The following is a 22,917-nucleotide window of genomic DNA, read 5'->3' as shown; positions in this document are numbered from 1 at the left end:
CCGTCGAACTTTCCACTCCGGGAGAAGCCCGAAGCGTTTCCTGCCAGGGTGTTCCGGATACGGCGGCGGACAGTCGTGAACGATTGTGTAGGCATTTCCGCGCGTTGCAATGAACGCCGCAAGAATTTCAGGAAGCGTGAAACTGCGGAGAAAGTACTGGTTAAAGACAACACTATCGGCCTTCAGAGAAACAAGAAATCGATAATATGTACGCAGTCTCGTCAGAAAACTCTCGTATTCACGGAACTCGGGCAACGGCACAACATCAACCGGGAGATTGTTCCTTTTCAAGTACGGACTGAACACATCCTTCTTCACACCAAGGGTAACAGAGTACTTGTCGTGATTGAGGAAACCGAAGTAATCGACCAGAAAGTGTTCTCCTCCGGCAAACGCGTCCGTAATTACGAGGAAGAGGTATTTCTTCTTTCGTGCCATTCCGTCTACGTAGCCGGTGCATTCATCATCTTGCCGTCCACGGCAGCAATCCACGTACTGTCCCCGACGGGCAAAAGAGATACATGGTGCATCCCGTCTCTATTCCACCCTTTTCCGGAAGCTGTAAGCAGCGGACTTTCGGGCAGCTCTTTTTCAGAATATGCGGTTGTTGTCAGTTCCGTTATCTCAAAGGCACGCGCGGCACCGCCGTATGTCTTGGAACAATCCTGTGCTATCCTGATCAGTCTGTTGTTCATCTGTATGATACCGCCTCCGGGCCGGGCACAGCTTGGATCATCTTTGATAACCGGGCTTTGAGGATGTTCCTGCCAATCCCCTTCGAGCGAATCTGAATGAAGCAGGTATAGATTTCCATTCGTTGTCTCTGAAACGAACAGCCATAGCCGTCCTCCAACATGCAGCAATGTCGGGTCAACATATTCCCGTCCCATCGAGAGTGTTTTGACGAATGCCCAGGTATCCGGAAAACGTGTCGCTTCATACAGCCGTATCGACTTTGTTTCAAATGCTTCAGGCATCATGAACCATTTCCCGTTCCATTTGAAAACAAACGGGTAGGAAAGATGAAACGGTTCTTCCAGCACTACCTGCCTGAATTTCCACTTTCTCCCATTCTTGCTGACGGCGAAGCCGATACTTCCTCTGTGTTTCTTGAAGACTTCGAAGAACATGTAGTAGATCCCGTTCTCGTAAATCAGAAACGGGTCGGCGGCAAAGCCGGTTCTTCTGTCGCCCACGGATTTCGCAGTGAGAACCGGATTGGAGGCCGCTTTGTCTTCGGTCAATACAAACTGTCCGTCACTGTATCTCAGCCGATAGATGCCGATGCCCCATTGTTCGTGCAGGACATTCCGTCTGTTTTCGGCGGTCATGGCTGATCGTACGGAACGAAGGATCGTTCTGAGACGACGCTTCGGAGACCGGAGTATTGACGGACCATCGGCCATATGCAGGTTATCCGCCTTGTGCCTTTGCGGCTGTTCGTAGTTCGTTGACTTGAAAGAACCCCGCTGTTGCCACTGCTATACCGCCGGCAAGCTCGAACAATTCTTCGAGCAAAAAGAGAAACATATTCTGGATGATATCAAGATCGATCACAACGGCCATAAGAATCACTACGCAGGCCCAGGCAACCAAGCTTGCATCCTCGCGTTCACGAAGGATTTCTGCTATGCTTGAACGAAATCGCCACACAACTGCGACAAACGTCAGCGCCGCCGCCGCGACAAGAAGCAACAGTACGAAACCCGGCAGCTTGTCACGGAGAATCTGATAGCCCAGATCCACAAAATCATGCACGGCATCAATCTTCACCCCTCTTACTACGGGCATGGTGAGGTTGAACCATCGTTCGCCGAAACTGATTTCGCTTGTGAACCCCAAAAATCCCACCGCCAGAACGAGAATGTTGATGACCCGAACACGACGACTCTTGACTTTGAAGGCTACATACAACGCTGCCACCAGAGCCGCCAAATACAGAAGAGCGGAAAGACTCTCAAGCACGCCATCTTCACCCAACACAGGATTGTCCCACACATTTCCGATAATAATCAAACAGATTGTGAAGACCACAAAACTCACAGCGGTGGAAAAGTAAAAGAAGCGATGCCACGGACTTTTCCAATGAAGGATATCCGTCGCATGAAGGAAGTTCGTTGACATCATTAAGCCCCTTTCTGTTGCTGCTTCGAGTCCGCCTGAATCTCCCCCCAGCGATAGTCGTATTTCATGTTTCCCTTCACCCATAGTTGAAAGTACGAACGGTTTTGAACCACGGAGGCGTCGTGCTGAATGACGAGACCGAGCGTATCCGGCACATGATCCTGCCGCTGGCCGTCGGCAAAGAGTTTCAGCGTCAGAATGTATTCTCCCTCACGGAGATGGTTCGGCGAAAGCTGAACACGCACGGAGTAGTCACTGGGGGGTAGAGTCTGTGTATACTCCGGCGATGGTGTTGTAAACAGATTGACCTGGCCATTCTTGGATCTGACTGTGCAGCCCAATTGAACTTCCTGAACCTCTTCGAGAATCCGGAATCCCATTTCGAGCATCACCGGCTCACCCTCGGAAAAGGTGCCTGACTGCTCTCCGTTTTCATTCAGGAGACGTGCCCACGTCAGCTTTCCTTTCGGGCCTTGCAAGCCCATATCCCTGTCTGCGTCCGTGAATTTGGCCAAGCCGGAGTTCGAAAGCAAACTCTCGAATTGTTTGAGGTACTGCCCCACAACGCCCTCCGTTTCGCCCATTGCCACGACATGTCCTTTTTCCAGCAGAATGCACTTTCGGGTCAGGCTCAACACCGACGGCATGTTGTGGCTGACGAACAGTACTGTCCGGCCTTCGCTGGCAACATGTTCCATTTTTCCGAGACACTTTTTTTGGAATGCAATATCGCCTACGGCCAGCACTTCATCTACTATGAGAATCTCCGGCTCAAGATGGGCGGCGACGGCAAAGGCGAGCCGTACATACATACCGGAGGAGTACCGCTTCACAGGTGTGTCGAGGAACTTCTCGACCTCAGCAAAGTCAACAATCTCGTCAAACTTCCTGCGCGTCTCCGATCTGCTCATGCCGAGAACTGCGCCGTTCAGAAAAATATTTTCCCTTCCCGTCAGTTCCGGGTGAAAACCTGTTCCGACTTCAAGCAGACTTGCCACCCGGCCTTTCAGGACGATGCGTCCTTTTGTCGGCTCCGTGATGCGGCTGAGAATTTTCAGGAGTGTTGATTTTCCCGCCCCGTTTCTGCCGATAATGCCGACCCGGTCACCCCGCCCGATCTGAAACGAAATATCCGACAGAGCCCAGAACTCCTCCTTTGTGGTGTTAAGTGGAGATGTGTCAAGCGGTGTCCGGAACCGGCGCATGAGTGAACGCGCTGTGCCCGCAAAGGCATCCTTGATAGTAGGATTCCGATTCACGTTCTGGTGCGCAATAATGTATTTCTTACTTACCTTATCGACTATAATGACTGTATCAGACACGTTATTGCCGGATTCTAAATAATATCTGCAAAAGTCCGCTCCGTTTTCCGAAAATACCACACGCCGGAGACGCACAGCAGAACTACAATTGTCACGGAAGAAATTACGCCGGGTAAATACAGCGACTGGCTCGTTCCCAAAACAGCCCACCGGAAGCCGTCAATGGCACCAACAACGGGATTCAAATAGTACAATGTCCGCCACTCCTCCGGCACGATGCTGCTTGCAAAGCCCACGGGTGACACGTACAAGCCGATCTGCACAACAAAAGGCACGATCTGCATAAAGTCGCGATACTTTACATTAAGAGCTGCAAACCATAAACCGAGTCCGAGCGCTGCGCCGACTGAGATTGCGGCAAAGAGTGGCACCGTAAGTATCCGCCAATCGGGTATGACCTCGTAGATGGTAAGGAGTATTCCCAGCATAACTAACGAGAGCAGGAAATCTGCAAAGCCGGTAACCATTGCACTGAGAGGTGCAAGCATGCGGGGAAAGTAAGTCTTTGAAATCATGCTGGCGTTCTTGATCAGGCTGTGGCTGCATTCGGTAAGTGAACCCGCAAACAATTGCCACGGCAATAATGCGGCAAACACAAGTACCGGATATGGAACACCCTCCGAGGGAAGCTTAGCCAGCCTGCCGAACAGAACCGTGAACACAACCATGGTGAGCAAAGGCCGGATCAGCGCCCATGCAACGCCGATGACGGTTTGCTTGTAACGCACAAGTATATCCCGCCAAGTAAGGAAGAACAACAACTCCCTGAACCGCCAGAGATCTTTCCAATACTGGCTTTCGGATCGTCCGGCCTCAATAACTATTTCGCGCGTTTCCAATCGAGATTTGTGCGGGTTCGTTTCTAAGTGTAAAAATACAAAAAAACGCCGGAAATTGACTTCGCTGTCACATTACTAATGACGGTGCCTATGACGGGTAATGAGTAGTATGCTGAAAATGACAGCTTTCTCTCGTGCCTTTCATCACAGGCAGATGGTGAAAGAGGGGTTTGGGATTGCGACATCCGGCCCACCCGGCATCACCGAGACCAGAAGGCTGGAGATGAACGCAACGTCAAAACGGCAGGGAAATCGCCCCGGTTTCTGCAACCTTTTTCCAAGTTATCGTAAACCAAACTGTCATTCCCATCTCTCCGCGTAATTCGCAATGAAATCACTTGTAGCCTTTGCATTATTACTCTGTCCAACTACTGTGTGGACGCAATCACCAAAAACCATGACCGTGAAGGTGGTAGATGCGGAAATCCTAATCGATGGAATACTTGATCAGATTTGGCACGAGGCGGATTCGGTAGCCGACTTCTTTCAACTCCAGCCCTACTTCAACCAGCCGCCATCTCAACATTCTGTGGCGAAAGTACTCAGCACACAGGATGCGCTCTATTGTTTGATGATCTGCTACGATACAGAACCCGTCCGGAGGCAAACCGGCCTTCTCGACCAGACCAGCGGCGATATCGTCTCGATAATGCTCGATACGTTCAACGACAGGCGTACGGCATACAAATTTGCCGTTACGTCCTCCGGCGTTCGTGCCGATTGCCGGTTGCTTGACGATGCCCGCAACCGCGACTATAGCTGGGATGGTGTCTGGTTTGCTGATGCAAAGGTGTATGATTGGGGATTTGTGGTGGAGATGCGGATTCCCTACAAGTCCATTAAGTACGATGGGACATTGACGGAGTGGGGACTTGATTTCGACCGCTGGATGCCTTCCCGCGCCGAGGATCTTTACTGGTGTGCCTACGAACAGAACGAGGGGCAACGTATCTCGAAGTTCGGCAAGTTAGTGTTCGACGGTTTCCGTCCGGCCGCACACGGATTGAACTTGGAGGTGTACCCCGTTGCAATCGCAAAAGCGACGTATCTCCGGCCGGGCACGTACGATGTTGACCCCGACGCGGGCATTGATATCTTCTACAATCCTTCACAGAAACTCACATTCCAACTTACGGCCAACCCCGACTTTGCACAAATCGAAGCGGATCCGTTTGATTTCAATATCTCCCGATATGAAACGCGGTTTGATGAACGCAGGCCCTTCTTTACTGAAGGCAATGAAGTATTTATGGCCTCCGGCAGGCAACGGAACTCCGGCTTCTATCGTCCGCTCGAACTGTTTTACTCGCGTAGAATAGGCAAAATATTGCCGGACGGACACATTGTACCGGTGAATGTCGGAACAAAAGCGTTCGGCAGGCTCGACAGTTGGGAGTACGGCGGGTTTCTTGCTTTTACAGGAGCCCGTGATTTCTCTGATGGCGGCACACCGGCAACCGAGCACCGCGCGGTGTTCGGCTCGGCCCGCATTAAGAAGCAAATCTTCGATAACTCGTCCGTCGGCATACTGTTCGTCGGAAAGCGGACGGGCTCCGACACGTACGGCGTTCTCGACATCGACGGCGCCTTCCGAACGTCGGACTGGCAGCTTGCGTATCAGATTGCCCGTTCCATCGAAAACTCAAAGGGAAGCTTTGCCGGCTCGGCCGGCTTCACATACTTTGGTACGAACCTCATGAGTTTGACGCGCGTCCGGGCAATTGATCGTGATTTCGATGTCCAGCAGGTGGGCTTCGTGCCGTGGAAGGGAACGTTGGAGTTTGTATCCGTGTCGGGACCCCGGTGGTTTTTTCAGGACGGGTATATCAGTTCCATTCTTCTCTACGGCGGGCCGGTGCTGTACTATGAAGACGCCGATGCCTACACCGACCGTTCCGCCTTGCTGGGGTACAACATGCAGTTTCGCGACAACTGGGGATTTGAGGTCAATCTCTCTCTTGGACGAAGCAAGGATTCGAACATAGAATACTCTTCGTATGAAGCGACATTCAGTTCGTGGTTCGGAATGTCGCAGTTGTGGAACGCCAACATGTGGGGCGGATACTCCCGAACCTACAATTTTTCCCGTGACTACCTTGCATTCTACTCGTGGTTTGGCATGAGCGCGGAGTGGAAGGCGCTGTCAAGCTTGGAAATCGGAACATCTTACAACATGTGGCTTGAGGGAAATCCGGCAGGAAACATCGAAGACATCACCTACAACGCAAGGCCCTATGTTTCGTTCACGCCGTTTAACGATCTGAACTTCAGGCTGTATGTGGATAATGTCTTCGTCCGATCATCGGACAGGTTGGAGCGGGTGATAGTCGGATTTCTTTTCTCTTACAATTTCCTGCCGAAAAGTTGGATGTATCTTGCCGTCAACGAAGTCCGCAACCGCGACGAGGAGTATGATGGAGGAGGAAACCTCCTGACTTCCCGCATGCACCTTGCCGAACGGGCGGCAGTGTTGAAGGTGAAGTATTTGTACTTGTTCTGAACAAGTCAACTCTTCAGTCTCATCCCGAATTGTAGGGATCAACGGCCGTTCAGCGCTTCGCGGTATGCCCTTTTCAGCAATGCTTGAAAATGATGCACGGCATTCTCGAACTCCACCGAAAATCGGCCCTTATCGTAGGCGTTCGACGCCAGTCCCCTCTGTACATGCTCGCAAATCTCAATATCTTCCAACTGAATCTTGTGGCTGTACTCAATGTCTGCCTCGGCGCGTTTCCCGGCTTCGGCCGATTGTACGTCGTCGTAGTAGTAATCGAACAGAACAGTACACCGGTCGTGGCTGTCGGGCAGCACGAGGTTCGTTTGCAGTCGATCGGGCAGGATGTTCAGCATGAAGTTCGGCCAGACGAAGTAGTAGTACGCCATCTCTCCTGCTTCGCCGTAGATGTTTTGCCGCTGCTGAATCGGGCTGTATTGGAACGAATGCCAATCGTATGTTTCGGTGATGTACTGTTGGAAGTCGAGAAGATTGCACAATTCCGGATGTACGAACGGAAGGTGGTAGCCCTCAAGATAGTTGTCAACATACACCTTCCAGTTGCAGCGAACGTTATATGCTATGCGTCTGTAGAACTTCTTTTTGGAGAGAGAGAGATCGGGGCGATGCGTTCGGGAATTCCTTTGAAGAACGTCTCGACGGACGGCGCCTTCATATCAACATTCACAAATACCAATCCCTCCCACACATCGAGATGAAGAGGAACGAGACCGTAATCTTTCTTGTCGAACAATTCTGTTCTATCGAACTTCGGTGTGCCGCGCAGGCTGCCGTCGAGCAGATATGTCCAGCCGTGGTATTTGCACTGGAGTACTTTGCCGCAACCGTCTTCCATTGCCAGCGGGCCGCCGCGATGACGGCACACGTTGTAGAATGCGCGCAGTGTTTCAGCCTGTCCGCGCACAACCAGAACGGGATTCCCGGCCGCTGTGCCGATAATGTAGTTGCCGGCATTTTCGAGCCGTGAAACGTGCCCGATGTTGTGCCACGTATGGTTGAAAACAGCGTGCTTGTCAAAATCGTGAAAGGCAGGATCGGTGTACCACGCCGAGGGGATTGTTTCCGCGCGGGCAAGCGGGCTGATTTCCAAATCGGCGGCAGTAATTGGCGGAAGATGCGGGTGTTCGTTCATGTCTTTGATTTCACAAATAGCTTAGCCACCACCGCGCGTTCTTCTTCTTGTACTCGCTGAACCACCTGCACAACGGGTACAGCGCAACAACAACGGCAATCCAGACAAGATACGTTATACCAAGCGAGTACCCTTCGCCTGCCACAACAAACCGGAATGGAATCCCGAAAATATCAGGAGTTGCCTCCGAAAAGGAATGTCCTCTCACGAGGAAGAATGCCATGCCGATCGCATGCAGCAGATAGAGATGCACGACATAGTACAGGAACGGAACACGTCCGAACACGCTGATTGCCTGCGTGATTCTATTGTTGCTCTTCTCGAGAACGGCGAGCAACAAGAATGACGGGCCCAGCGTGATCAACAGAAACAACAGCGATGGAGGATACTTGTGCGTGTTGATGAAGGAGAGTAATGTGAACCACGGATTCCCCTGCACCGTCCACGGGTTCGGATCGCCGTACACATTCAGAAATCGAACCGCGGTAAACACGAGAATCGACGCGATACCAAGATTGCGAAGCCATCGCTTCCTTCGTGCCGGATCAAACGACGGCGCGTACAATGTGCCGAAGCAATATCCCGCCATCATCACGCCGAGCCAGGGCAGGAACGGATAAACAATCACAAGCTGGCGCCCGCCGCCGATCTCATGAAACGCAAACGAACCGTTGCGCATCAAGTCCCACCAGAATCCGCTGTGTGATGCTTCGATACCGTCGAACACATTGTGTCCGAACACAATTGACAAACCGGAGACGAGTATTGCCGTGAAGGGCAACCTGATGAGGACGCCCATCAGAAACATGCTGACGCCGATCGCCCAGATTACCTGCATGATAAACACGTGGTACGAGATGTCGAACGTCCACGCAAACGTGATAATCACCAGCTCCACGAACATCAACCACAGACCCCGCTTGAAGAGGAAGACGCTCAACTCCTCGCGACTCTTCCGCAGCCCTTGCAGATACACGGACGTGCCGGCGAGAAACACAAACACGGGCGCGCAAAAATGCGTGACCCATCGTGTGAAGAAGAGAATGGCCGAGGTCGTGGTGAGATCAAGCGGGTCGTTGACAAACGCACCGGCATGAATGTAGTCACGGGTATGGTCAAGCGCCATGACGATCATGACGAGGCCGCGAAGCAGATCGAGCGAAGTGATGCGCGTTTTCGCCGGTGAATTCATACAAACTGCTCCTCTGCCGTGATGAGAATCTGATGTTTGTCCGTGTCCGGGACGGGAACTTCACTGCTGTATGTTCAAAGAACAGGCAGTCCTGCACGTTCGTTTCGTGCCATTGATGGTAAGCGAAAAGCGGGAAAATTGCTACACAAGGAAGCAAGCCCCGGTGACTTCAACAACGTCAGACCTCCGGTAAACAAAACCTTGGTCTGTGAAGCTTCTTCTGAGTGATCGCCGTGGCTTCTTCCCGGATTTTATTGTTGGTATCAAAGAAAGGGCAAGGAAAACTGTGTTCTTCCAAGCGATACAAGCGGAGGGAAGTTCCCAAGATACCTGCTGAACATGCAACTTACGGAAGGGCACTCATTTTTGATCGAACACGTGAACATCAATGGAGTGTGTCGCTTTGAGGTAAGGATATGCCAAAGCAACTCCCGGAAATCACTTTCGCAGAGTAGTCACCCGTTGTTGCCGTAAAGAACTCTTCGAAGTGAGAAGGGGTTAACCGGAGGAACGCAACCACCACAGAGTCTGACTCACATTTGTGTTGACATTTTCCACACCCGAATCCACTACCGACATCGACAATGAATGATCCGTAGGGGCAATGGGCACAACGCCGTTTCTTGCGTACTGCGTCCCTCTCTTGGCGGCCATGCCTGCAAAGATATTTTTCAAATTGACGCAGGATACTTGCATTTGAAACAGACGGAAGATACCTTGTTGAAGCAGTTGGTCCCTGCTGCTTTCATTTCTCACGCTCATTCTCATCTATGCACGGTTCTCGCTCTGAGTATTTGATGTGCTCTCGTCCGCGCGGACTGTCTGATGCATTCCTTCGTCGTCCCGGTTCTCAACTCTACAAGTCCTACAACCCGATTTCTCATAAGTTTGATTCGTTTTGCGATTGGCTGCACTCGCTCGCAAAAATGGCAGTGAAAGCAACATCTTCGCGCATATGCGTAAGTTGATTTTGATGGAGTAAGCCACTATGAGCGGGCCTGCCGGTTCAATTCCGGCGCGCAGTTCGCGGGAAAAGGCCAACGGCAGGCCATTTGAGGACGGGTCCCCAAAAGCTAAAAACGAAGAAGGAGTAAAAGGCAACACCGTATAATCAACCCAATCCAACCACCATCTACAAGGAGTACCATTTGAAACATATCCCGGTCATTTTTGCAATCGCGTGTGCAGTGGTCCTTTTCGCTGCCCATCCGGCTTCCGCGCAGGAACAGAGTGCGGACAACATTTTCGTCGCAACAGTACAGAAGATGAGAATGCCTGAGGGAGGAAGAAATACAGAGCGAGATTCGTTGCTGCAGGTGTATCACGAGCAAGTCACGAAAAAGAACACCCACATCATCAGTCAGAGGGCGTTGCAGCATTTGTACGGGGCGGATAACCGCGATCTGGTATGGATTACGGAGTACAAAGACTGGGCAAGCGTTGATGCCGCCACGAAGATGGACACCGAACTCTTTGAAAAATACTGGAAGGATGCCGAGTCACGCCGTCAGTTCAACCGGATGCTGAACAAATACTTCGAGGAACATTCGGATGAAATTTATTCCGAGCGGACGAAACTGAGGAAGTGAGTTACCCGGACTCTCCGCCGGAAAGGGCTTGGAGAGAACACATGAACGATTTTGCGAAAGGAAACACATGAAGACATTCACAAGAATTCTTGTCACGTTTGCTGCGTTTGTTCTGCTTGCATCAACCGGTGCGCACGCGCAGGAATGGAACGCGGCGCAAAAGGAAGTCTGGAAAAACGTCGAAGCATACTGGGCTCTTGATGCCGCGGGGAACCTCGACGGGTTCATGTCCTATTTCCACGACAACTACATCGGCTGGGAAATCAGCCAGCCCATGCCGGGCAACAAAGCGACGGCGAGGAAGTTCATTGAACACGACTACAAGACAGAGAAGACGATTCTATACAACATCACTCCCGTCTCCATTAATGTCTTCGGCAACGTTGCGATTGCGAACTACTACTACGTCAGGATTGCCAAAAATGCGGAAGGCAAGGAGAATACCCGCTCCGGCCGTTGGGCTGACGTTCTCATGAAACAGGGCGACAAGTGGGTACTGATTGGCGATCACGGCGGACGGACTTCGAAGGACGAAGATTGAAACTCTGAATACGCGGCATTTGGAAACCTCCGGGCTATCCCCGGAGGTTTCGTTTGTGTATCCTTCCGGAACAGGCACGAATCAGCGTCGTCGAAATCGGTGGCAGTGGTGGGAAGGGAGAATCCGTCGGGACTTAACCCTTCAAAGAAAGTAACATCATGGCGCAGAGCGCAGTCCCATGCTCTTTATCGGGACGGAGTCGAAGCATTTTTCCTGAACATCCCCCACGTGTGAACATCACCGGTATCCGCGTCACCGAGAACCTTGTAGCCGAAGTGTTCGTACAGGGGCACATTGGAGGGGAGTTCCGTGCTGAGGCAGATGCCCGTTGAAACCGGGTCGGCTTCGGACATGGCGTGCAGATGGTCCAGAAGCAGACGGGCGAGTCCGCCGCGCTGCAATCCGGGGCGGACACCGATCATGCCTAAGTAGTAATACGGCGTATCGGGAACGAAACCATCCGTCACGCGCTCGAACTCCTCCAGCCGTTCCGTTGCCACAGGCCCGATGAGCTTCGTCATCCGTTCGTATATCTCCTGCAACTCTTTCGGCCTCGGCTTGTCGCCCGGACTGTTCGCCGCGGCGACAGCCGCAAGCATGCCGCCTTCCCTCACCCCGAGCAGCGGCCAGTCCCGCGTGAGCCTCGACTCGACAAAGAAGCCGATCAGGGCGCGCAACTGTTCGTCGTACGCCGACCCCGCGTCCTTCAACACATAGCGCATCAGCGGATAGTTGTGAAACGCCAGTGCGAGTACCTCCACCGCGTCAGACTTGTCGGGGCGCGCAAGCCGCACAATACTCCGGGAGTTCTGTTCCTGACCCATGAGATGCCCTCCTCGCAATTGTTTTGTTCTATGGTAATGAATGGGGAGGGAAGGGGCAAATGAGAAAGACTGCAGGTTTTGGGTGAAGCCGCGGGCTCAGTATCCGAACGCCTTCTTCTGTGACCCTCTGCTATCACCAGGTCATCTGCCCGCAGAACGGAATTTGAAAAGAAAAAGCATTTGCATACATTGCGTCGGTCAAGTACAAGATAGGTGTTGAACACGCGCATGCCAGACAAGTCCAAACTCTGGTACCTGAAGAATATTAATGTCCTAGATGGCATGAGCGACGCTCAGATGCAAATGGTCGAGAAGTTGACCTCGATGGCCCATCTTGCGAAGCACCATCCCATCTACTTTCCGGAACAGCCCTCCAACAATGTCTTCTTTCTCAAAGAAGGACATGTAAAACTCTACCGCCTTCATGAAGATGGAAGGGAGGTGATACTGGATGTGCTGGGCCCCGGAGAAATTTTTGGTGAGCTTGCTCTTGTCGATCAGGGCGTGAGGGGCGAAGCCGCCGAGACCCTTGACGACGCACTAGTCTGTACGGTGACCATGAAGGATTTCGAGTCCCTCCTTATGCATAACCCCGCGTTCACTCTCCGACTGACGAAGTGGATAGGACTCCGCCTCCGTCGCTTTGAAGAGAAGATAAGCGACATGGTATTCAAAGATGTCACCAAGAGAATCATCGGGTTCCTTGTTCGCTATGCTGAAGACTTCGGTAGGATGAAGGAAGGCACCGTCCATATTTCCTCGTTCCTCTCACACCAAGAAATTGCTTACCTCACCGCAACCTCGCGGCAAACGGTTACGACGGTCCTGAACGAACTGAAGACACAAGGCCTGATTGGGTTTGACCGCAGCAGTATGGTGGTACATAACCTGAAGCAGCTTCAGGCTCTTGCGAAGTAGCCCTTCACGGCTTCCTCCTTAATCCTCCAACCCGTTTCCCCTCTGCTGACAAACGATCATTGTCGTCCAGCCGACATTCCCCTCGATGTGTCGTCCACCCGACAGTCTTCTCCATTATCCGGAGTTATATTGATGGTGAACTGAAGATCACAACCAATTCAAGGAGGCAAACATGCAACACAATTTTGGAAAAGCAGTTCTCGCGGGCTTGGCCGGCACTCTTGTTATGACAGTCGTCATGCTCATGGCTCCGCTCATCGGAATGCCACCGATGCCGATTGGCAACATGCTCGCGGGCTTCATGGGAATTCCGGTGGCGCTCGGCTGGGCTGGGCACTTCATGATCGGCGGCGTGCTCGCGGTGATCTACGCGACCGTATTTGCTAACCGGCTTCCGGGAAGTCCTTTCGTGCGCGGGGCACTGTACGGATTGATCCCCTGGTTCATTGCTCAGATCATGGTCAATCCGATGATGGGTGCGGGGATGTTTGCATCGAATACTCCGGCTCCGATCATGATGGTACTCGGCAGCATGCTTGGTCACCTGGTCTACGGCGCGGTCCTTGGAGCCGTGTACGGCAAGGCATCGCCCGGTTTCCAGACCGCCGCGGTACGTCACTAATGCGCAGAAAGGAAAACAGAAGAATGAAACCCATCAACATCAACGACAATACGTTCGAGAGCGAAGTGTTGCACAGCCCTCAACTTACCATCGTGGATTTCTGGGCGCCGTGGCGCGGACCATGTAAAATGATCGCACCAACTCTCGATGAGATCGCTGCCCATTACGACGATCATGTCAAGATCGTCAAGATGAATGTGGACGAGAATATGCAGACATCGCAACGGTTTGACATAACCAGTATCCCGACGTTGCTGTTTTTCAGGGACGGTACGGTCGTCGATCAGGTGAGAGGAGCCATTCAGAGAGGTGAGATCGAGACACGTATCAATCGTCTGCTCAGCACGGCAGCGGCAGCATGAACACAATGAAGCCGATCCAGGAAATGGTGATATTCGTTGAGCCCGATTGCGTGGCCTGTGCGCGCGTGCTGGAAGCAGCAACCCTGCTTCGTCAACAAGGAGTCGTGGCCAGGCTTATCGTTATCGACCGGCTCCGTGACCCTGAATCGTGCGCCAAATACGGCGTAGTAATCTATCCAGCCGTGTTCATCAACGGAAGGCTTGCGTTCTATGGAGAGTTCTCCCCGCACGATGTCAAACGGTTTGTCAAGCAAGAGAGCGTCTCACTCATTCATTCACAATTACTACAGGAGTACTTATGAAAACCACAACGCCGTCTCTCATTCTCTCCCTTTTCGCGGTGACGGCCCTTGCCGTTGCTGGTGGTAAAGAAGGAAAAGTCACTGGCGTCATTTCCGGCGCTCATTGCGGCGTCAATGGCATGGCATGTTCAGCCACGCATGATTTGCGTCGCGCTGAGTTGCCGGGCGTGTTCACCAAGGAGAACAAGTTCTACGTCGTTGTGAACGTTCCCCAGTCCTTTCTTGCGCAGTGGCCGGTGAAAGATGTAACGGTTGAAGGAACCGTGTACGAGGAAGATGGTGCAGTGAACGCCAAGAAGGTGTCCATCAAAGACGGCGGCAAGTGGCGCTCCGTGTTCGAGAACGGAAGCATCATTGACGACATGGGGCACAAGGAGAAGCTTGCGTCTGCCGTGGAGATTGAGGGCAAGTGGTACTGTGCAAACTGCTCGGCGATGCACAAGGATGGGATGAAATAGCTGTTCGCACCGGATAGGCTCGAGTGCCCGGTAATGAGTACATGCCGGGCTCTCGACTCTTTCCCATCCGCCGGAAAGTCGTATCTTGGACAAGCATGGAGATCATCACGAAAGCAAATCTGACGTGCCCTCACTGCGGGTTCACCCAGCAACTGGAGATGCCCACGGATGCATGCCAATTCTTCTACGAGTGCAGCCATTGCAAGGTCGTCCTCAAGCCGAAACCGGGTGACTGTTGCGTCTTCTGTTCTTATGCTGATGTGCGATGTCCGCTGGAACAGGAGGTGCGTCTTCGTCGGTACACACGCAACAATGACATATTGCCTTCAATGAAATGATGCCTCACCAGATCGCCATCACTGGCGGAGAAATCGATTTCAGGGAACCTCTCCGGGTTCCTTGCACTGCGAAGCCGCTTCGCACAGAAAGATTTTGCCGACCAAGGTTCTTCGTCGGGACAGGGGGGACATGCCACGACCTCATACCGAGTATCGGCTATGCGGATGGACCCTCATCATTGAAGCTGTTCGGCCAACTGCCGGTGTAGCGTAAGGTGAGGGAATACAATTGACCCCGTCGTATGCGTTTGGCGTGGTACTCACCTACCAGATTGATTAGTTCGCGGGAAGATACGTCGAAGAATCTTTGCTTACCGTAAGACGTTCCTGCCTTGTCCGCACGCGCAAGCCGCACAACACTCCGGCGGGAGTTCTGTTCCTGACGCATGAGAGGCCCTCCTCGCAATTGTTTTGTTCCATAGTAATGAATGGGGAGGGAAGGGGCAAATGGGGCGTTGCGATTAGTGAGGCGATTCGATAGATTGCCCCCAAGCACAAATTGTTTGTTGAGAAGACATAAGATTTCCCGCAAGACAAAGAAGGAACAATGGAGACATCCGTCATAACAACCCGAGGCCGGATGAATATTCCGCAGAGAATCCGACAAAAACTGAAGCTCAAACGAGGGGTACGCGTCGTGATCATTGAGCAAGAGGGTGGGTTCTTTGTGAAGCCGCTCGGCCAGCGGTACTTTGAAAGTCTTGCAGGGATTCTCCCGGTGAAGGGAAAAGCAACACGCGCGCTTCTTGAAGATCGAAAAATCGAGCAGAAACGGGAAGACACTTAGTTTTGATTAGAGCCACCGGAATACGTTTCGAGACCCAGGCATTGACTGTCTTGTCTGATCTCTAAACAACTAACCCACAGGGGAATAATCATGAAAGTCGACGATATTATCAGCTACTCTGAAATGACCCATGCAGAAAAGGCACCCCTACAGAAGGGAATGAACTTTGGTACTGGAGTCAAATACTCCGTCTTCCTGATGTCAGTCAGAAAGGGCGCCCCATACGCTGATCAAATAGACCCGTACACAGGAAATCTCGTATATGAAGGTCATGACCAGAAAAAGTCAAAGGTTATTCCGAATCCTAAGATTGTAGACCAACCGTTAACAACACCGAAGGGGTCGTGGACGGAAAACGGCAAATTCTTTCGAGTCGCGATGGACTTCAAAGGAGGATTAAGAAAGCGGCCGGAGTTGGTGAAGGTTTATGAGAAAATAGCCAGAGGCATCTGGTGTTACAAAGGTTTCTTTGAACTTGTCGATGCAAAGATTGTATCTGACGGCAAGCGGAAGGTGTTTAAGTTCTATCTCAAACCCGTACAAAAGAAACCGTTGGGACGCACCGTCGAACTTCCACATAACCGACTCATCCCGACTAATGTTAAGCTGGAGGTTTGGAAAAGAGATGGGGGAAGGTGTGTAGAATGTGGTTCGACAAAGAACCTTCACTATGATCACGACATTCCATTTTCAAAAGGTGGGTCAAGCCTAACAGCAAGGAATGTCCGCTTGCTTTGTGCTAAGCACAACTTGGAGAAGTCTGACAGGATAATGAGCCTTCTACCGTGGATATCAGTTGCTAGCAGTTTTGCTCTCATCTGCACAAGAACTAACAATGCTCAATCTCCGTCCATCTGAATCTCAAATTCAGTGAACTCATGTCTCCACAATCTCAGCGAACCCTTCTGAATCTCATCCGCGCCACACGGACAGCGGCGTTGGGTACGCTGCGCAGCGGCGCGCCGGAGGTGTCGATGGTTCTCTTTGCCGCATCGGCCGAGTGCACGGACTTCTATCTGCACATCAGCAGACTGGCGCATCACACGCAAAACATCCTGTACGATGCCCGCGTGAGTCTGATGCTCGCCGAAGCCGATGACGGTTCGCGCAATCCGCTCACGCTTGCACGTGTCTCGATTCAGGGAGAAGCCCTCCGCCTCGAAGAAGGATCGCCGGAGTACGAAGCGGGGAGGTCTGCGTACCTCGATAAATTTCCCGATGCGTCAATGAACTTCTCGCTCGGGGATTTCGGCTTGTACTTCATAGAGCCGTTCACGGCGCGGTTTGTGGCGGGATTCGGCAAGATATTCAATCTCACGCTGCAGGATTTCAGGAAAATGGACGGGTAAACCGTCAACTCCGAAGAACAGGTTAGAAAGTCATCTGCATTGGGGAACACGACCTTGCCAGGAATCCGGGAAAGTGCATACGCCGGGTGAAACAGGCTCTCGCCGTCAGATAATCTCCATTCCCCGCAACACTTGACCCCTCAACTCCGTAGTCTCAGAAGTCCCTATCACAACCCCAAGGTGAAAGCATGAATCATCTTCTGTCCCGCAGGCGTTTTCTTGCGTCATCGTCAATCCTTTACGCAGGACCGGTGCTGTGTTCCGGCACTGCTGGTGTGCAGGACGGGTATACACGGGAGCCCTCGGACCCGGTTCATGCACAATTTCCGTCGCAGAACCCGGCGCTGGTGAAGGAGATGGTGGGGGTATCGCATGGTAACCTAGCGCGCGTACGGGAGTTATTGGAACGGAGTCCCGCCCTCGCGAAGGCAACCTACGACTGGGGCTTCGGGGATTGGGAGACAGCGCTCGGTGCGGCTTCGCATGTGGGCAACCGCGCCATTGCCGCACTGCTGATCGAGAACGGCGCGCGGCCGGACATTTTTACCTTTGCAATGTTCGGGCAATTGGAGACTGTGAAGGCATACATCACCGCCAACCCGGGCATTCAGCGTCTGCACGGACCTCACGGCATTACATTGCTCCAGCATGCGCGCAACGGCGGGGAACAATCAAGCACCGTTGCCGAGTACCTCGAGACACTCGGCGACGCGGACATGAAGTACACCTCGCTTCCCCTTACCGACGACGAGAAACAGATATACGCGGGTGAATATGCCTTCGGCGCGGAGACTTCACACACATTGACGATCAGCATCGACAAAAACGGCCGGCTGAACGTCAAACGCGGACCGGAAGGCACGAACCGCGTGCTCTACCACAAGGGGAACAACGAGTTTCATCCCGCCGGTGCGCCTGCCGTGCGCATCCGCTTCGAGGTGAAGGACATGCAGGCGCGAAGTCTCACGGTTATCGACGGGCAACCCGTCCTGATGGCGCAACGGACGTGAGCGTGACAGAAAAAGACTTTTACCTCATCAACAAAACTTTCGCCGTTTTCACAAATCTGCCCGACTGCATTCTGATGAAGTAGACTCCGCTTGCAAAGCCCGAAGCGTTCCATATGATCCTGTGCCTTCCGGCGTCAAGACGACCGTTCAACAGCGTGGCAACCCCGCGACCGAGTATATCAAACACCCTCAGCGTTACATGGCTGACTTCTGACGTCTGATACCTGATCTCTGTTGTTGGATTGAACGGATTCGGGTACGGCTGATATAATGTGAATTCTTCGGGCAGAGCATCTCCCGTGACGCTGGTTGGAACGTTGGAATATCCCGGCGTCGGCTGGGCCATTGCTTGCCATGCGCCCCCGTCGGGCATGCGGCCGTATGAGACATCCGATTGCTGGTAGCCGAACGAGATGGTGTCGAGAATTGCCAACGCGCTGCTGTCGCCGCGGAACAATCCTACGCGTTCCCCGTCCCGATCAAGCTTGAACGTAGCGTGCAACGGCCCCTGATGCGGCTGATCGTCCGCCCAAACCAGCATGAAAGCTCCCGGTGCAATGGTGGTGTCGGGAAATCTCCACTTCATCGGATTGTTGAAATTATCCGACAGGTAGCAATTGCTTATCGCCACCGCAACAGAATCGCCGTTATAAATCTCAATCCAATCATCCGCCTCGTTGAACGGGTCGCGGACGGAGCCTGTATTTGCCGCCATGAATTCGTTGATGAACAATCGAGGTTTTGCACCGAGGACGCGGAAGCGTTGCGTGGTCGCGGGCGCATCCGGCGGCTCATACGCAATCTGCGCCGTGACATCAACAGCGCGGACGTAGTACTCGATCAGTGCATCGGCAGGAAGCCCGGCCAGAATCGCGCCGTACACTTCATCTCCCGCGGCGCCGTCGTTGTGCAACCCGTCGTCGTAGAGTGTCGCCGGGGATTGCGGCGAGCCGTCGACAGTGTAGAACATCAGAACCGACTGTGCCGCCGCCTCGTCTTCCACGCGCACATTTACTGTGACGGGGTCGCCGGCAAAGGGTGTGCGTGGCGAATGAACAAGATCGGAGAGAATGGGCGGCACGTTGACGTTCTGCAACTGTCCCAGCGCGCTTGAGCGGCGGGTCGAAATATACGGCTTCAGTCCGTACGTGACGTGATTGCCGAGTGCCTGTGAGTACGAGTTGTGGAATTGCTGAATCGTAAAACCGTAGTCAAGCGTGCGGAAACTGTCCGCCTCGGCGGCGGGGGTGATCATTGTGTGTATGCTGTCGATACGCGGGTACATCGCCGGTTCATGGAAGTGCCGTTGGATGAGCCGGTTGAGGTAGAAGGAGAATCTGTTCTTGAATGCGGGAACGCCGAGGATGCGTGAGGCAAGAGGTCGCTGCTCGGAAGGATGTCCCCATGAGTACACGTTGCGCGTCCCGAAATCAATGTTCGGCATGATGCTCGTCCACCAGATGCCGAACGTGTTGTCATAGTCGTACGGAATGAACTCGAACTTCCCCGTGTTCAGATTGTGGTAGAGATAGTAGTTGTTCTTCAAGAACCAATAATCATCCCAACTTCCGACGGCGACATCCATCGCAAGCGTTTTCAGAAAGCTGTTAACGTTGAACACGCGTTGGATTGCCACTGCGAGAGAATCCGTTGGCGTAAGATTCACGACGGAAATGAAATGTGCAAGATCGGTGTAATCGTCCATCTCCTCGTTGATCGTCAGTTCATACACACGCCGGTTGCCGGACATGAGTTTGTAGAGATTCGGGTCGCTGCCGAGATAGCGCAAGTCTGCAGGCCAGAGACACTTGTACAGGTTGCCGTTGTTGTTGCCGAAGCGTGTTTGAACGAAATTCTCGTCAACATGCTCAACGCTGATGTATAACCCGTAGTACAAGCCATTGATATAGAGTTGCGTGTGACTCGCCCGTGATGCCGGAACGCCCGCCTTTGCAAACAGATCCCAACTCAACTTCGCCCTGATAATCGACGGATCGTTGTGCTCGCCGTTGATGTTCAGCTTTTCGAGTCCAGAGAACTTGCGTCCGCGTTCGAATGAGTTGATGGAGACTTTGAACGACTTCTTTTGGGAGACGCGCGACGTATTTCCCCGCAGGCGGAAACCGATGTTCTCAACAGTATCGCTGATAATCGGATTCTCGAAAAAGAATGTGGCAGGAAATTCATGGTCGCTTTGCGCGTTTGCCGGATCGAGAATCTGCGCCAGCGAATCGGGATCGATCAGAATCCGGATGGTAGCGACAGTTGTGTCAAGATAGACCGGGTGAGGAGGAACTTGCGCCCGCAAATCTGTCTGAAGCAATAAGCCGGCCGCGAGCAAGGCCGGCAGCCACAAAACATAGTTCATCAATATCACTCAACAATTCATCATCAAGAACACCGTGTTCAATCATAATCTACCCAAAATGGAGCAATCGAACAAACATGCCTGTTTGTGCACTTCCGAGGCTTGATAAGGCTTGACTGCATTGCTACATTGCATCACCTTCACGCACAGATTGGATGTGCAACGCTTTGCAGGTGTTGTCTGTTTAGCGGATACAACGTTTGCCCGTTCTTTGAATAATTTCCCAGGGAGGAATTATGTCAACACGATTCGCTTTGATGACATTGTCGGTTCTTTTGTGTTCTGTTGGATTTGCCGATTGGACTCGGACATCGGGCCCGGAGGGTGGTATGGTTCGTGCAATCGCCATCGGACAGAATGCGATGCTTGGTGCAATTCACCCGGGTCAGATCTACCGTAGCAACGGGGGTGTTTGGACGCCGGTTGCCAACTTCCCGGCGACACGAATTATCTCTGTCGGAAACTCGTTTCTCGCCATCACGCAGCAAGGAGTAGCCAGATCGGTCGACAACGGTTCGACATGGGTTGATGTTCTCCCTTCTTCAAACTTCCCGGCTTCTGCGATCACTGTCGACCGCGGAGTTGTTTACGCCAGTATTAGTGACACGATCTACAAATCACTGGACGAAGGCGAGACTTGGGCCTTCGCCGGTCATGCGGTGAATCTAACCGGGTGTCTGCTTGCCGCAGGTGACACGATTCTGATCGGAAGCTCAGTCGGATTCGGACTGCAGCGTTCCACCGATGGCGGCACAACGTTTAACCCCGTAAACGGACCCTCAGGCAGCGGGATTGTGAACTCGTTGGAGCGTCTCGGTGAAGAGTTCTTCGCTTCGTTCGGGCAGAGCGGTGTGTTTCGCTCGACTGACGGCGGCTTGTCGTGGGAACTGCGCAGCAGCGGGTTGCCCCGGTTCGACATCTCGTACTACGCAGCGACACGGATGCTGGCGGCAGGCGCCACGCTGTATGCGGTGGCAAACATGAGGGTATTCAGATACGATGGCGAAACATGGAGTTCCCTGCCGCTTGATGTTATGGTGCACGATATTGATGGGACGGCTTCCACTCTGCTCGGCGGAACAGCCGCAGGTGTGTGGCAATCGTCCGACAATGGCGCAACCTGGACGGAGGAGAATGACGAACTCATTGCAACAACACCAAGGATGTTCGGGAGGATCGGAGATCAGATATTCACGCCTGTCTCCAACCGCATCGCGCGAACAACAGACAACGGCACAACCTGGTCATTTCCGGCAAACCTTGAAGCGAACCGCCTTGTCGCGCATGGGACATCCCTTTTTGCCGCAACGTTGGATGGCATCTCCCGCTCGACCGATAATGGTGTAACGTGGACGCTCGCAAACCAGGGCATTACACAGTACCTCCCGGATATACGTGATCTTGCAGTAACGAATGATGCCGTCTATGCTTCGTTCTATCACATCATGTCATTTCACGGAAACAGCAGTTGGTTCAGCGGCGGCGTGTTTCGGTCAACCAACAACGGTGAATCCTGGATTGCGATAAACAACGGACTCCCGCGAAACGCAACCTCGGTTGTTGCACCGACGCATCGTGTCGCCGCGAACGGGCAACTGCTGTTTGCAGCGACCGTTGCGGGTGTGTTCCGTTCAACAAATGCCGGGGCGAACTGGAGTCCAGCAGGAAACGGAATTCCCGAAAACACATGGGTGGAAAATCTTTATACTTCTCCCTCGTATACACTACTCGGGTCGGGGCGCGGAATCTTCCGGTTCAACGGCTCGGTGTGGGAAGAGATGAATAGCGGACTGCCTCAAGCGAACGGGTTCTATCCGTACGCGCACAGTTTTGTCGAATACGAGGGTTTGCTGTATGCCGCGACTTCCGACGGCGTGTTCCGGTTTGAGGGGGCGAGCTGGTCTCGGTTTGGAACCAATGAACCCGCAACGTCTCCCGTACTCGGCATCGTTGAGATAAACGGAGAACTTCTCGCGGCAGTTTCGACAAAAGGCGTATGGAAACACTCACTTTCGCCGCTTGCCGTTGATGGAGGCACCGCAATCCCGCGCAGGTTTTATCTCGCGGAGAACTATCCCAATCCGTTCAACCCGGGTACAAACCTCTGGTTTCAGATTGCAGATTACGGACTGGTATCCCTCCGTGTCTTCGACCTGATCGGCCGCGAAGTTGCGACGCTGGTAAATGAGGAAAAAGCCCCCGGCAGCTACTCAGTTCAATGGAATGCCCTTGATGCTGCCAGCGGCGTCTATCTTGCACGACTGGAAAGTGCCGGCAACATTCAGGTTAGACGCATGTTATTGTTGAAGTGATGATGTTGTTCAA

22 protein-coding genes and 2 pseudogenes are annotated in these 22,917 nt (G+C 52.8%); 13 read left to right on the top strand and 11 right to left on the bottom strand.

Translation table 11 applies throughout. The features are described 5' to 3' along the window. From KF749_11795 to KF749_11775, 5 genes are all read right to left on the bottom strand, one after another. A partial coding sequence (locus KF749_11795; protein MBX2991833.1) for a hypothetical protein occupies window positions 1-438 on the bottom strand: 438 nt, incomplete at its 3' end. A gap of 5 nt (window positions 439-443) precedes the next feature. Further along, the gene (locus KF749_11790; protein ID MBX2991832.1) at window positions 444-1,331 is read right to left on the bottom strand and encodes a hypothetical protein; all 888 of its coding nucleotides are present in this window, start codon (window positions 1,329-1,331) and stop codon (window positions 444-446) included. A gap of 82 nt (window positions 1,332-1,413) precedes the next feature. Beyond that, a complete protein-coding gene (locus KF749_11785; GenBank protein MBX2991831.1) occupies window positions 1,414-2,127 on the bottom strand; it encodes a hypothetical protein in 714 nt (237 codons plus the stop codon). Further along, window positions 2,127-3,446 (bottom strand): ABC transporter ATP-binding protein, encoded by a 1,320-nt coding sequence (locus KF749_11780; protein ID MBX2991830.1) that lies wholly within the window; start codon window positions 3,444-3,446, stop codon window positions 2,127-2,129. Before KF749_11780 ends, KF749_11785 begins: the two co-directional genes overlap by 1 nt. Before the next feature lie 14 nt (window positions 3,447-3,460). Further along, window positions 3,461-4,285 carry an ABC transporter permease gene (locus KF749_11775; GenBank protein ID MBX2991829.1) on the bottom strand — a complete coding sequence of 275 codons (825 nt, stop codon included), beginning with the start codon at window positions 4,283-4,285 and terminating at the stop codon, window positions 3,461-3,463. Window positions 4,286-4,613: 328 nt separating this feature from the next. Between KF749_11775 and KF749_11770 the strand changes: the two genes are divergently transcribed. After that, complete coding sequence (locus tag KF749_11770; protein ID MBX2991828.1) at window positions 4,614-6,785, top strand: carbohydrate binding family 9 domain-containing protein; 2,172 nt, start codon at window positions 4,614-4,616, stop codon at window positions 6,783-6,785. A 38-nt stretch (window positions 6,786-6,823) separates the two neighbouring features. Here KF749_11770 and KF749_11765 read toward each other — a convergent pair whose 3' ends face one another. The 3 genes from KF749_11765 to KF749_11755 are packed head-to-tail and all read right to left on the bottom strand — an operon-like array spanning window position 6,824 to window position 9,124. After that, window positions 6,824-7,333, bottom strand: coding sequence for a hypothetical protein (locus tag KF749_11765; protein ID MBX2991827.1), 510 nt, complete (start codon window positions 7,331-7,333; stop codon window positions 6,824-6,826). Between the two features lie 26 nt (window positions 7,334-7,359). After that, a complete protein-coding gene (locus KF749_11760; GenBank protein MBX2991826.1) occupies window positions 7,360-7,932 on the bottom strand; it encodes a Rieske (2Fe-2S) protein in 573 nt (190 codons plus the stop codon). Between the two features lie 10 nt (window positions 7,933-7,942). After that, window positions 7,943-9,124, bottom strand: coding sequence for a DUF1624 domain-containing protein (locus KF749_11755; protein MBX2991825.1), 1,182 nt, complete (start codon window positions 9,122-9,124; stop codon window positions 7,943-7,945). 1,148 nt (window positions 9,125-10,272) lie between these two features. On the opposite strand from KF749_11755, the gene KF749_11750 reads away from it, so the two are divergent. Together KF749_11750 and KF749_11745 are read left to right on the top strand one after the other, a co-directional pair. Next, on the top strand, window positions 10,273-10,713 hold the full coding sequence (locus tag KF749_11750; protein MBX2991824.1) for a hypothetical protein: 441 nt from the start codon (window positions 10,273-10,275) through the stop codon (window positions 10,711-10,713). Between the two features lie 67 nt (window positions 10,714-10,780). After that, window positions 10,781-11,254, top strand: a complete 474-nt coding sequence (locus KF749_11745; GenBank protein ID MBX2991823.1) for a nuclear transport factor 2 family protein — start codon at window positions 10,781-10,783, stop codon at window positions 11,252-11,254. Between the two features lie 185 nt (window positions 11,255-11,439). Here KF749_11745 and KF749_11740 read toward each other — a convergent pair whose 3' ends face one another. Continuing rightward, a complete protein-coding gene (locus KF749_11740) occupies window positions 11,440-12,078 on the bottom strand; it encodes a GNAT family N-acetyltransferase (protein ID MBX2991822.1) in 639 nt (212 codons plus the stop codon). Between the two features lie 228 nt (window positions 12,079-12,306). On the opposite strand from KF749_11740, the gene KF749_11735 reads away from it, so the two are divergent. From KF749_11735 to KF749_11715, 5 genes are all read left to right on the top strand, one after another. Then, a complete protein-coding gene (locus KF749_11735) occupies window positions 12,307-12,996 on the top strand; it encodes a Crp/Fnr family transcriptional regulator (GenBank protein ID MBX2991821.1) in 690 nt (229 codons plus the stop codon). Between the two features lie 172 nt (window positions 12,997-13,168). Beyond that, window positions 13,169-13,618 (top strand): DUF2938 family protein, encoded by a 450-nt coding sequence (locus KF749_11730; GenBank protein MBX2991820.1) that lies wholly within the window; start codon window positions 13,169-13,171, stop codon window positions 13,616-13,618. Window positions 13,619-13,641: 23 nt separating this feature from the next. Then, window positions 13,642-13,980, top strand: a complete 339-nt coding sequence (trxA, locus tag KF749_11725; protein MBX2991819.1) for a thioredoxin — start codon at window positions 13,642-13,644, stop codon at window positions 13,978-13,980. A 5-nt stretch (window positions 13,981-13,985) separates the two neighbouring features. Then, a complete protein-coding gene (locus tag KF749_11720) occupies window positions 13,986-14,282 on the top strand; it encodes a thioredoxin family protein (protein MBX2991818.1) in 297 nt (98 codons plus the stop codon). After that, entirely contained in the window at window positions 14,279-14,740 is a 462-nt protein-coding gene (locus KF749_11715) for a hypothetical protein (protein MBX2991817.1), read from the top strand. The genes KF749_11720 and KF749_11715 overlap by 4 nt, the downstream gene beginning before the upstream one ends. Before the next feature lie 495 nt (window positions 14,741-15,235). Here the strand turns inward: KF749_11715 and KF749_11710 are convergent, their stop codons facing one another. Further along, the gene (locus KF749_11710) at window positions 15,236-15,466 is read right to left on the bottom strand and encodes a hypothetical protein (GenBank protein ID MBX2991816.1); all 231 of its coding nucleotides are present in this window, start codon (window positions 15,464-15,466) and stop codon (window positions 15,236-15,238) included. Between the two features lie 159 nt (window positions 15,467-15,625). Between KF749_11710 and KF749_11705 the strand changes: the two genes are divergently transcribed. From KF749_11705 to KF749_11690, 4 genes and pseudogenes are all read left to right on the top strand, one after another. Then, entirely contained in the window at window positions 15,626-15,865 is a 240-nt protein-coding gene (locus tag KF749_11705) for an AbrB/MazE/SpoVT family DNA-binding domain-containing protein (protein MBX2991815.1), read from the top strand. Between the two features lie 90 nt (window positions 15,866-15,955). Continuing rightward, a pseudogene (locus tag KF749_11700) lies at window positions 15,956-16,639 on the top strand (HNH endonuclease). A gap of 104 nt (window positions 16,640-16,743) precedes the next feature. Next, window positions 16,744-17,214 (top strand): pyridoxamine 5'-phosphate oxidase family protein, encoded by a 471-nt coding sequence (locus tag KF749_11695; GenBank protein MBX2991814.1) that lies wholly within the window; start codon window positions 16,744-16,746, stop codon window positions 17,212-17,214. Between the two features lie 356 nt (window positions 17,215-17,570). Then, window positions 17,571-17,909: pseudogene (locus KF749_11690) on the top strand (ankyrin repeat domain-containing protein). Window positions 17,910-18,243: 334 nt separating this feature from the next. Here KF749_11690 and KF749_11685 read toward each other — a convergent pair. After that, window positions 18,244-20,592, bottom strand: coding sequence for a CotH kinase family protein (locus tag KF749_11685; protein ID MBX2991813.1), 2,349 nt, complete (start codon window positions 20,590-20,592; stop codon window positions 18,244-18,246). A gap of 236 nt (window positions 20,593-20,828) precedes the next feature. Between KF749_11685 and KF749_11680 the strand changes: the two genes are divergently transcribed. After that, window positions 20,829-22,904, top strand: coding sequence for a T9SS type A sorting domain-containing protein (locus KF749_11680; GenBank protein ID MBX2991812.1), 2,076 nt, complete (start codon window positions 20,829-20,831; stop codon window positions 22,902-22,904). The last annotated feature ends 13 nt before the right edge of the window (window positions 22,905-22,917 follow it).

The organism is Bacteroidota bacterium, assembly GCA_019637975.1.
Taxonomy (GTDB): domain Bacteria; phylum Bacteroidota; class Ignavibacteria; order UBA10030; family UBA6906; genus CAADGV01.
Note: the sequence above shows the minus strand (reverse complement) of the source record. Positions and strands in the feature narration are given on the sequence as shown.

Coding starts and splice junctions, on each gene's coding strand:
- KF749_11790 (MBX2991832.1), bottom strand. CDS start 1,331: ATGACCGCCGAAAACAGACGGAATGTCCTGCACGAACAATGGGGCATC.
- KF749_11785 (MBX2991831.1), bottom strand. CDS start 2,127: ATGATGTCAACGAACTTCCTTCATGCGACGGATATCCTTCATTGGAAA.
- KF749_11770 (MBX2991828.1), top strand. CDS start 4,614: ATGAAATCACTTGTAGCCTTTGCATTATTACTCTGTCCAACTACTGTG.
- KF749_11760 (MBX2991826.1), bottom strand. CDS start 7,932: ATGAACGAACACCCGCATCTTCCGCCAATTACTGCCGCCGATTTGGAA.
- KF749_11755 (MBX2991825.1), bottom strand. CDS start 9,124: ATGAATTCACCGGCGAAAACGCGCATCACTTCGCTCGATCTGCTTCGC.
- KF749_11745 (MBX2991823.1), top strand. CDS start 10,781: ATGAAGACATTCACAAGAATTCTTGTCACGTTTGCTGCGTTTGTTCTG.
- KF749_11740 (MBX2991822.1), bottom strand. CDS start 12,078: ATGGGTCAGGAACAGAACTCCCGGAGTATTGTGCGGCTTGCGCGCCCC.
- KF749_11735 (MBX2991821.1), top strand. CDS start 12,307: ATGCCAGACAAGTCCAAACTCTGGTACCTGAAGAATATTAATGTCCTA.
- KF749_11730 (MBX2991820.1), top strand. CDS start 13,169: ATGCAACACAATTTTGGAAAAGCAGTTCTCGCGGGCTTGGCCGGCACT.
- trxA (MBX2991819.1), top strand. CDS start 13,642: ATGAAACCCATCAACATCAACGACAATACGTTCGAGAGCGAAGTGTTG.
- KF749_11720 (MBX2991818.1), top strand. CDS start 13,986: ATGAAGCCGATCCAGGAAATGGTGATATTCGTTGAGCCCGATTGCGTG.
- KF749_11715 (MBX2991817.1), top strand. CDS start 14,279: ATGAAAACCACAACGCCGTCTCTCATTCTCTCCCTTTTCGCGGTGACG.
- KF749_11710 (MBX2991816.1), bottom strand. CDS start 15,466: ATGCGTCAGGAACAGAACTCCCGCCGGAGTGTTGTGCGGCTTGCGCGT.
- KF749_11705 (MBX2991815.1), top strand. CDS start 15,626: ATGGAGACATCCGTCATAACAACCCGAGGCCGGATGAATATTCCGCAG.
- KF749_11695 (MBX2991814.1), top strand. CDS start 16,744: ATGTCTCCACAATCTCAGCGAACCCTTCTGAATCTCATCCGCGCCACA.
- KF749_11685 (MBX2991813.1), bottom strand. CDS start 20,592: ATGAACTATGTTTTGTGGCTGCCGGCCTTGCTCGCGGCCGGCTTATTG.
- KF749_11680 (MBX2991812.1), top strand. CDS start 20,829: ATGTCAACACGATTCGCTTTGATGACATTGTCGGTTCTTTTGTGTTCT.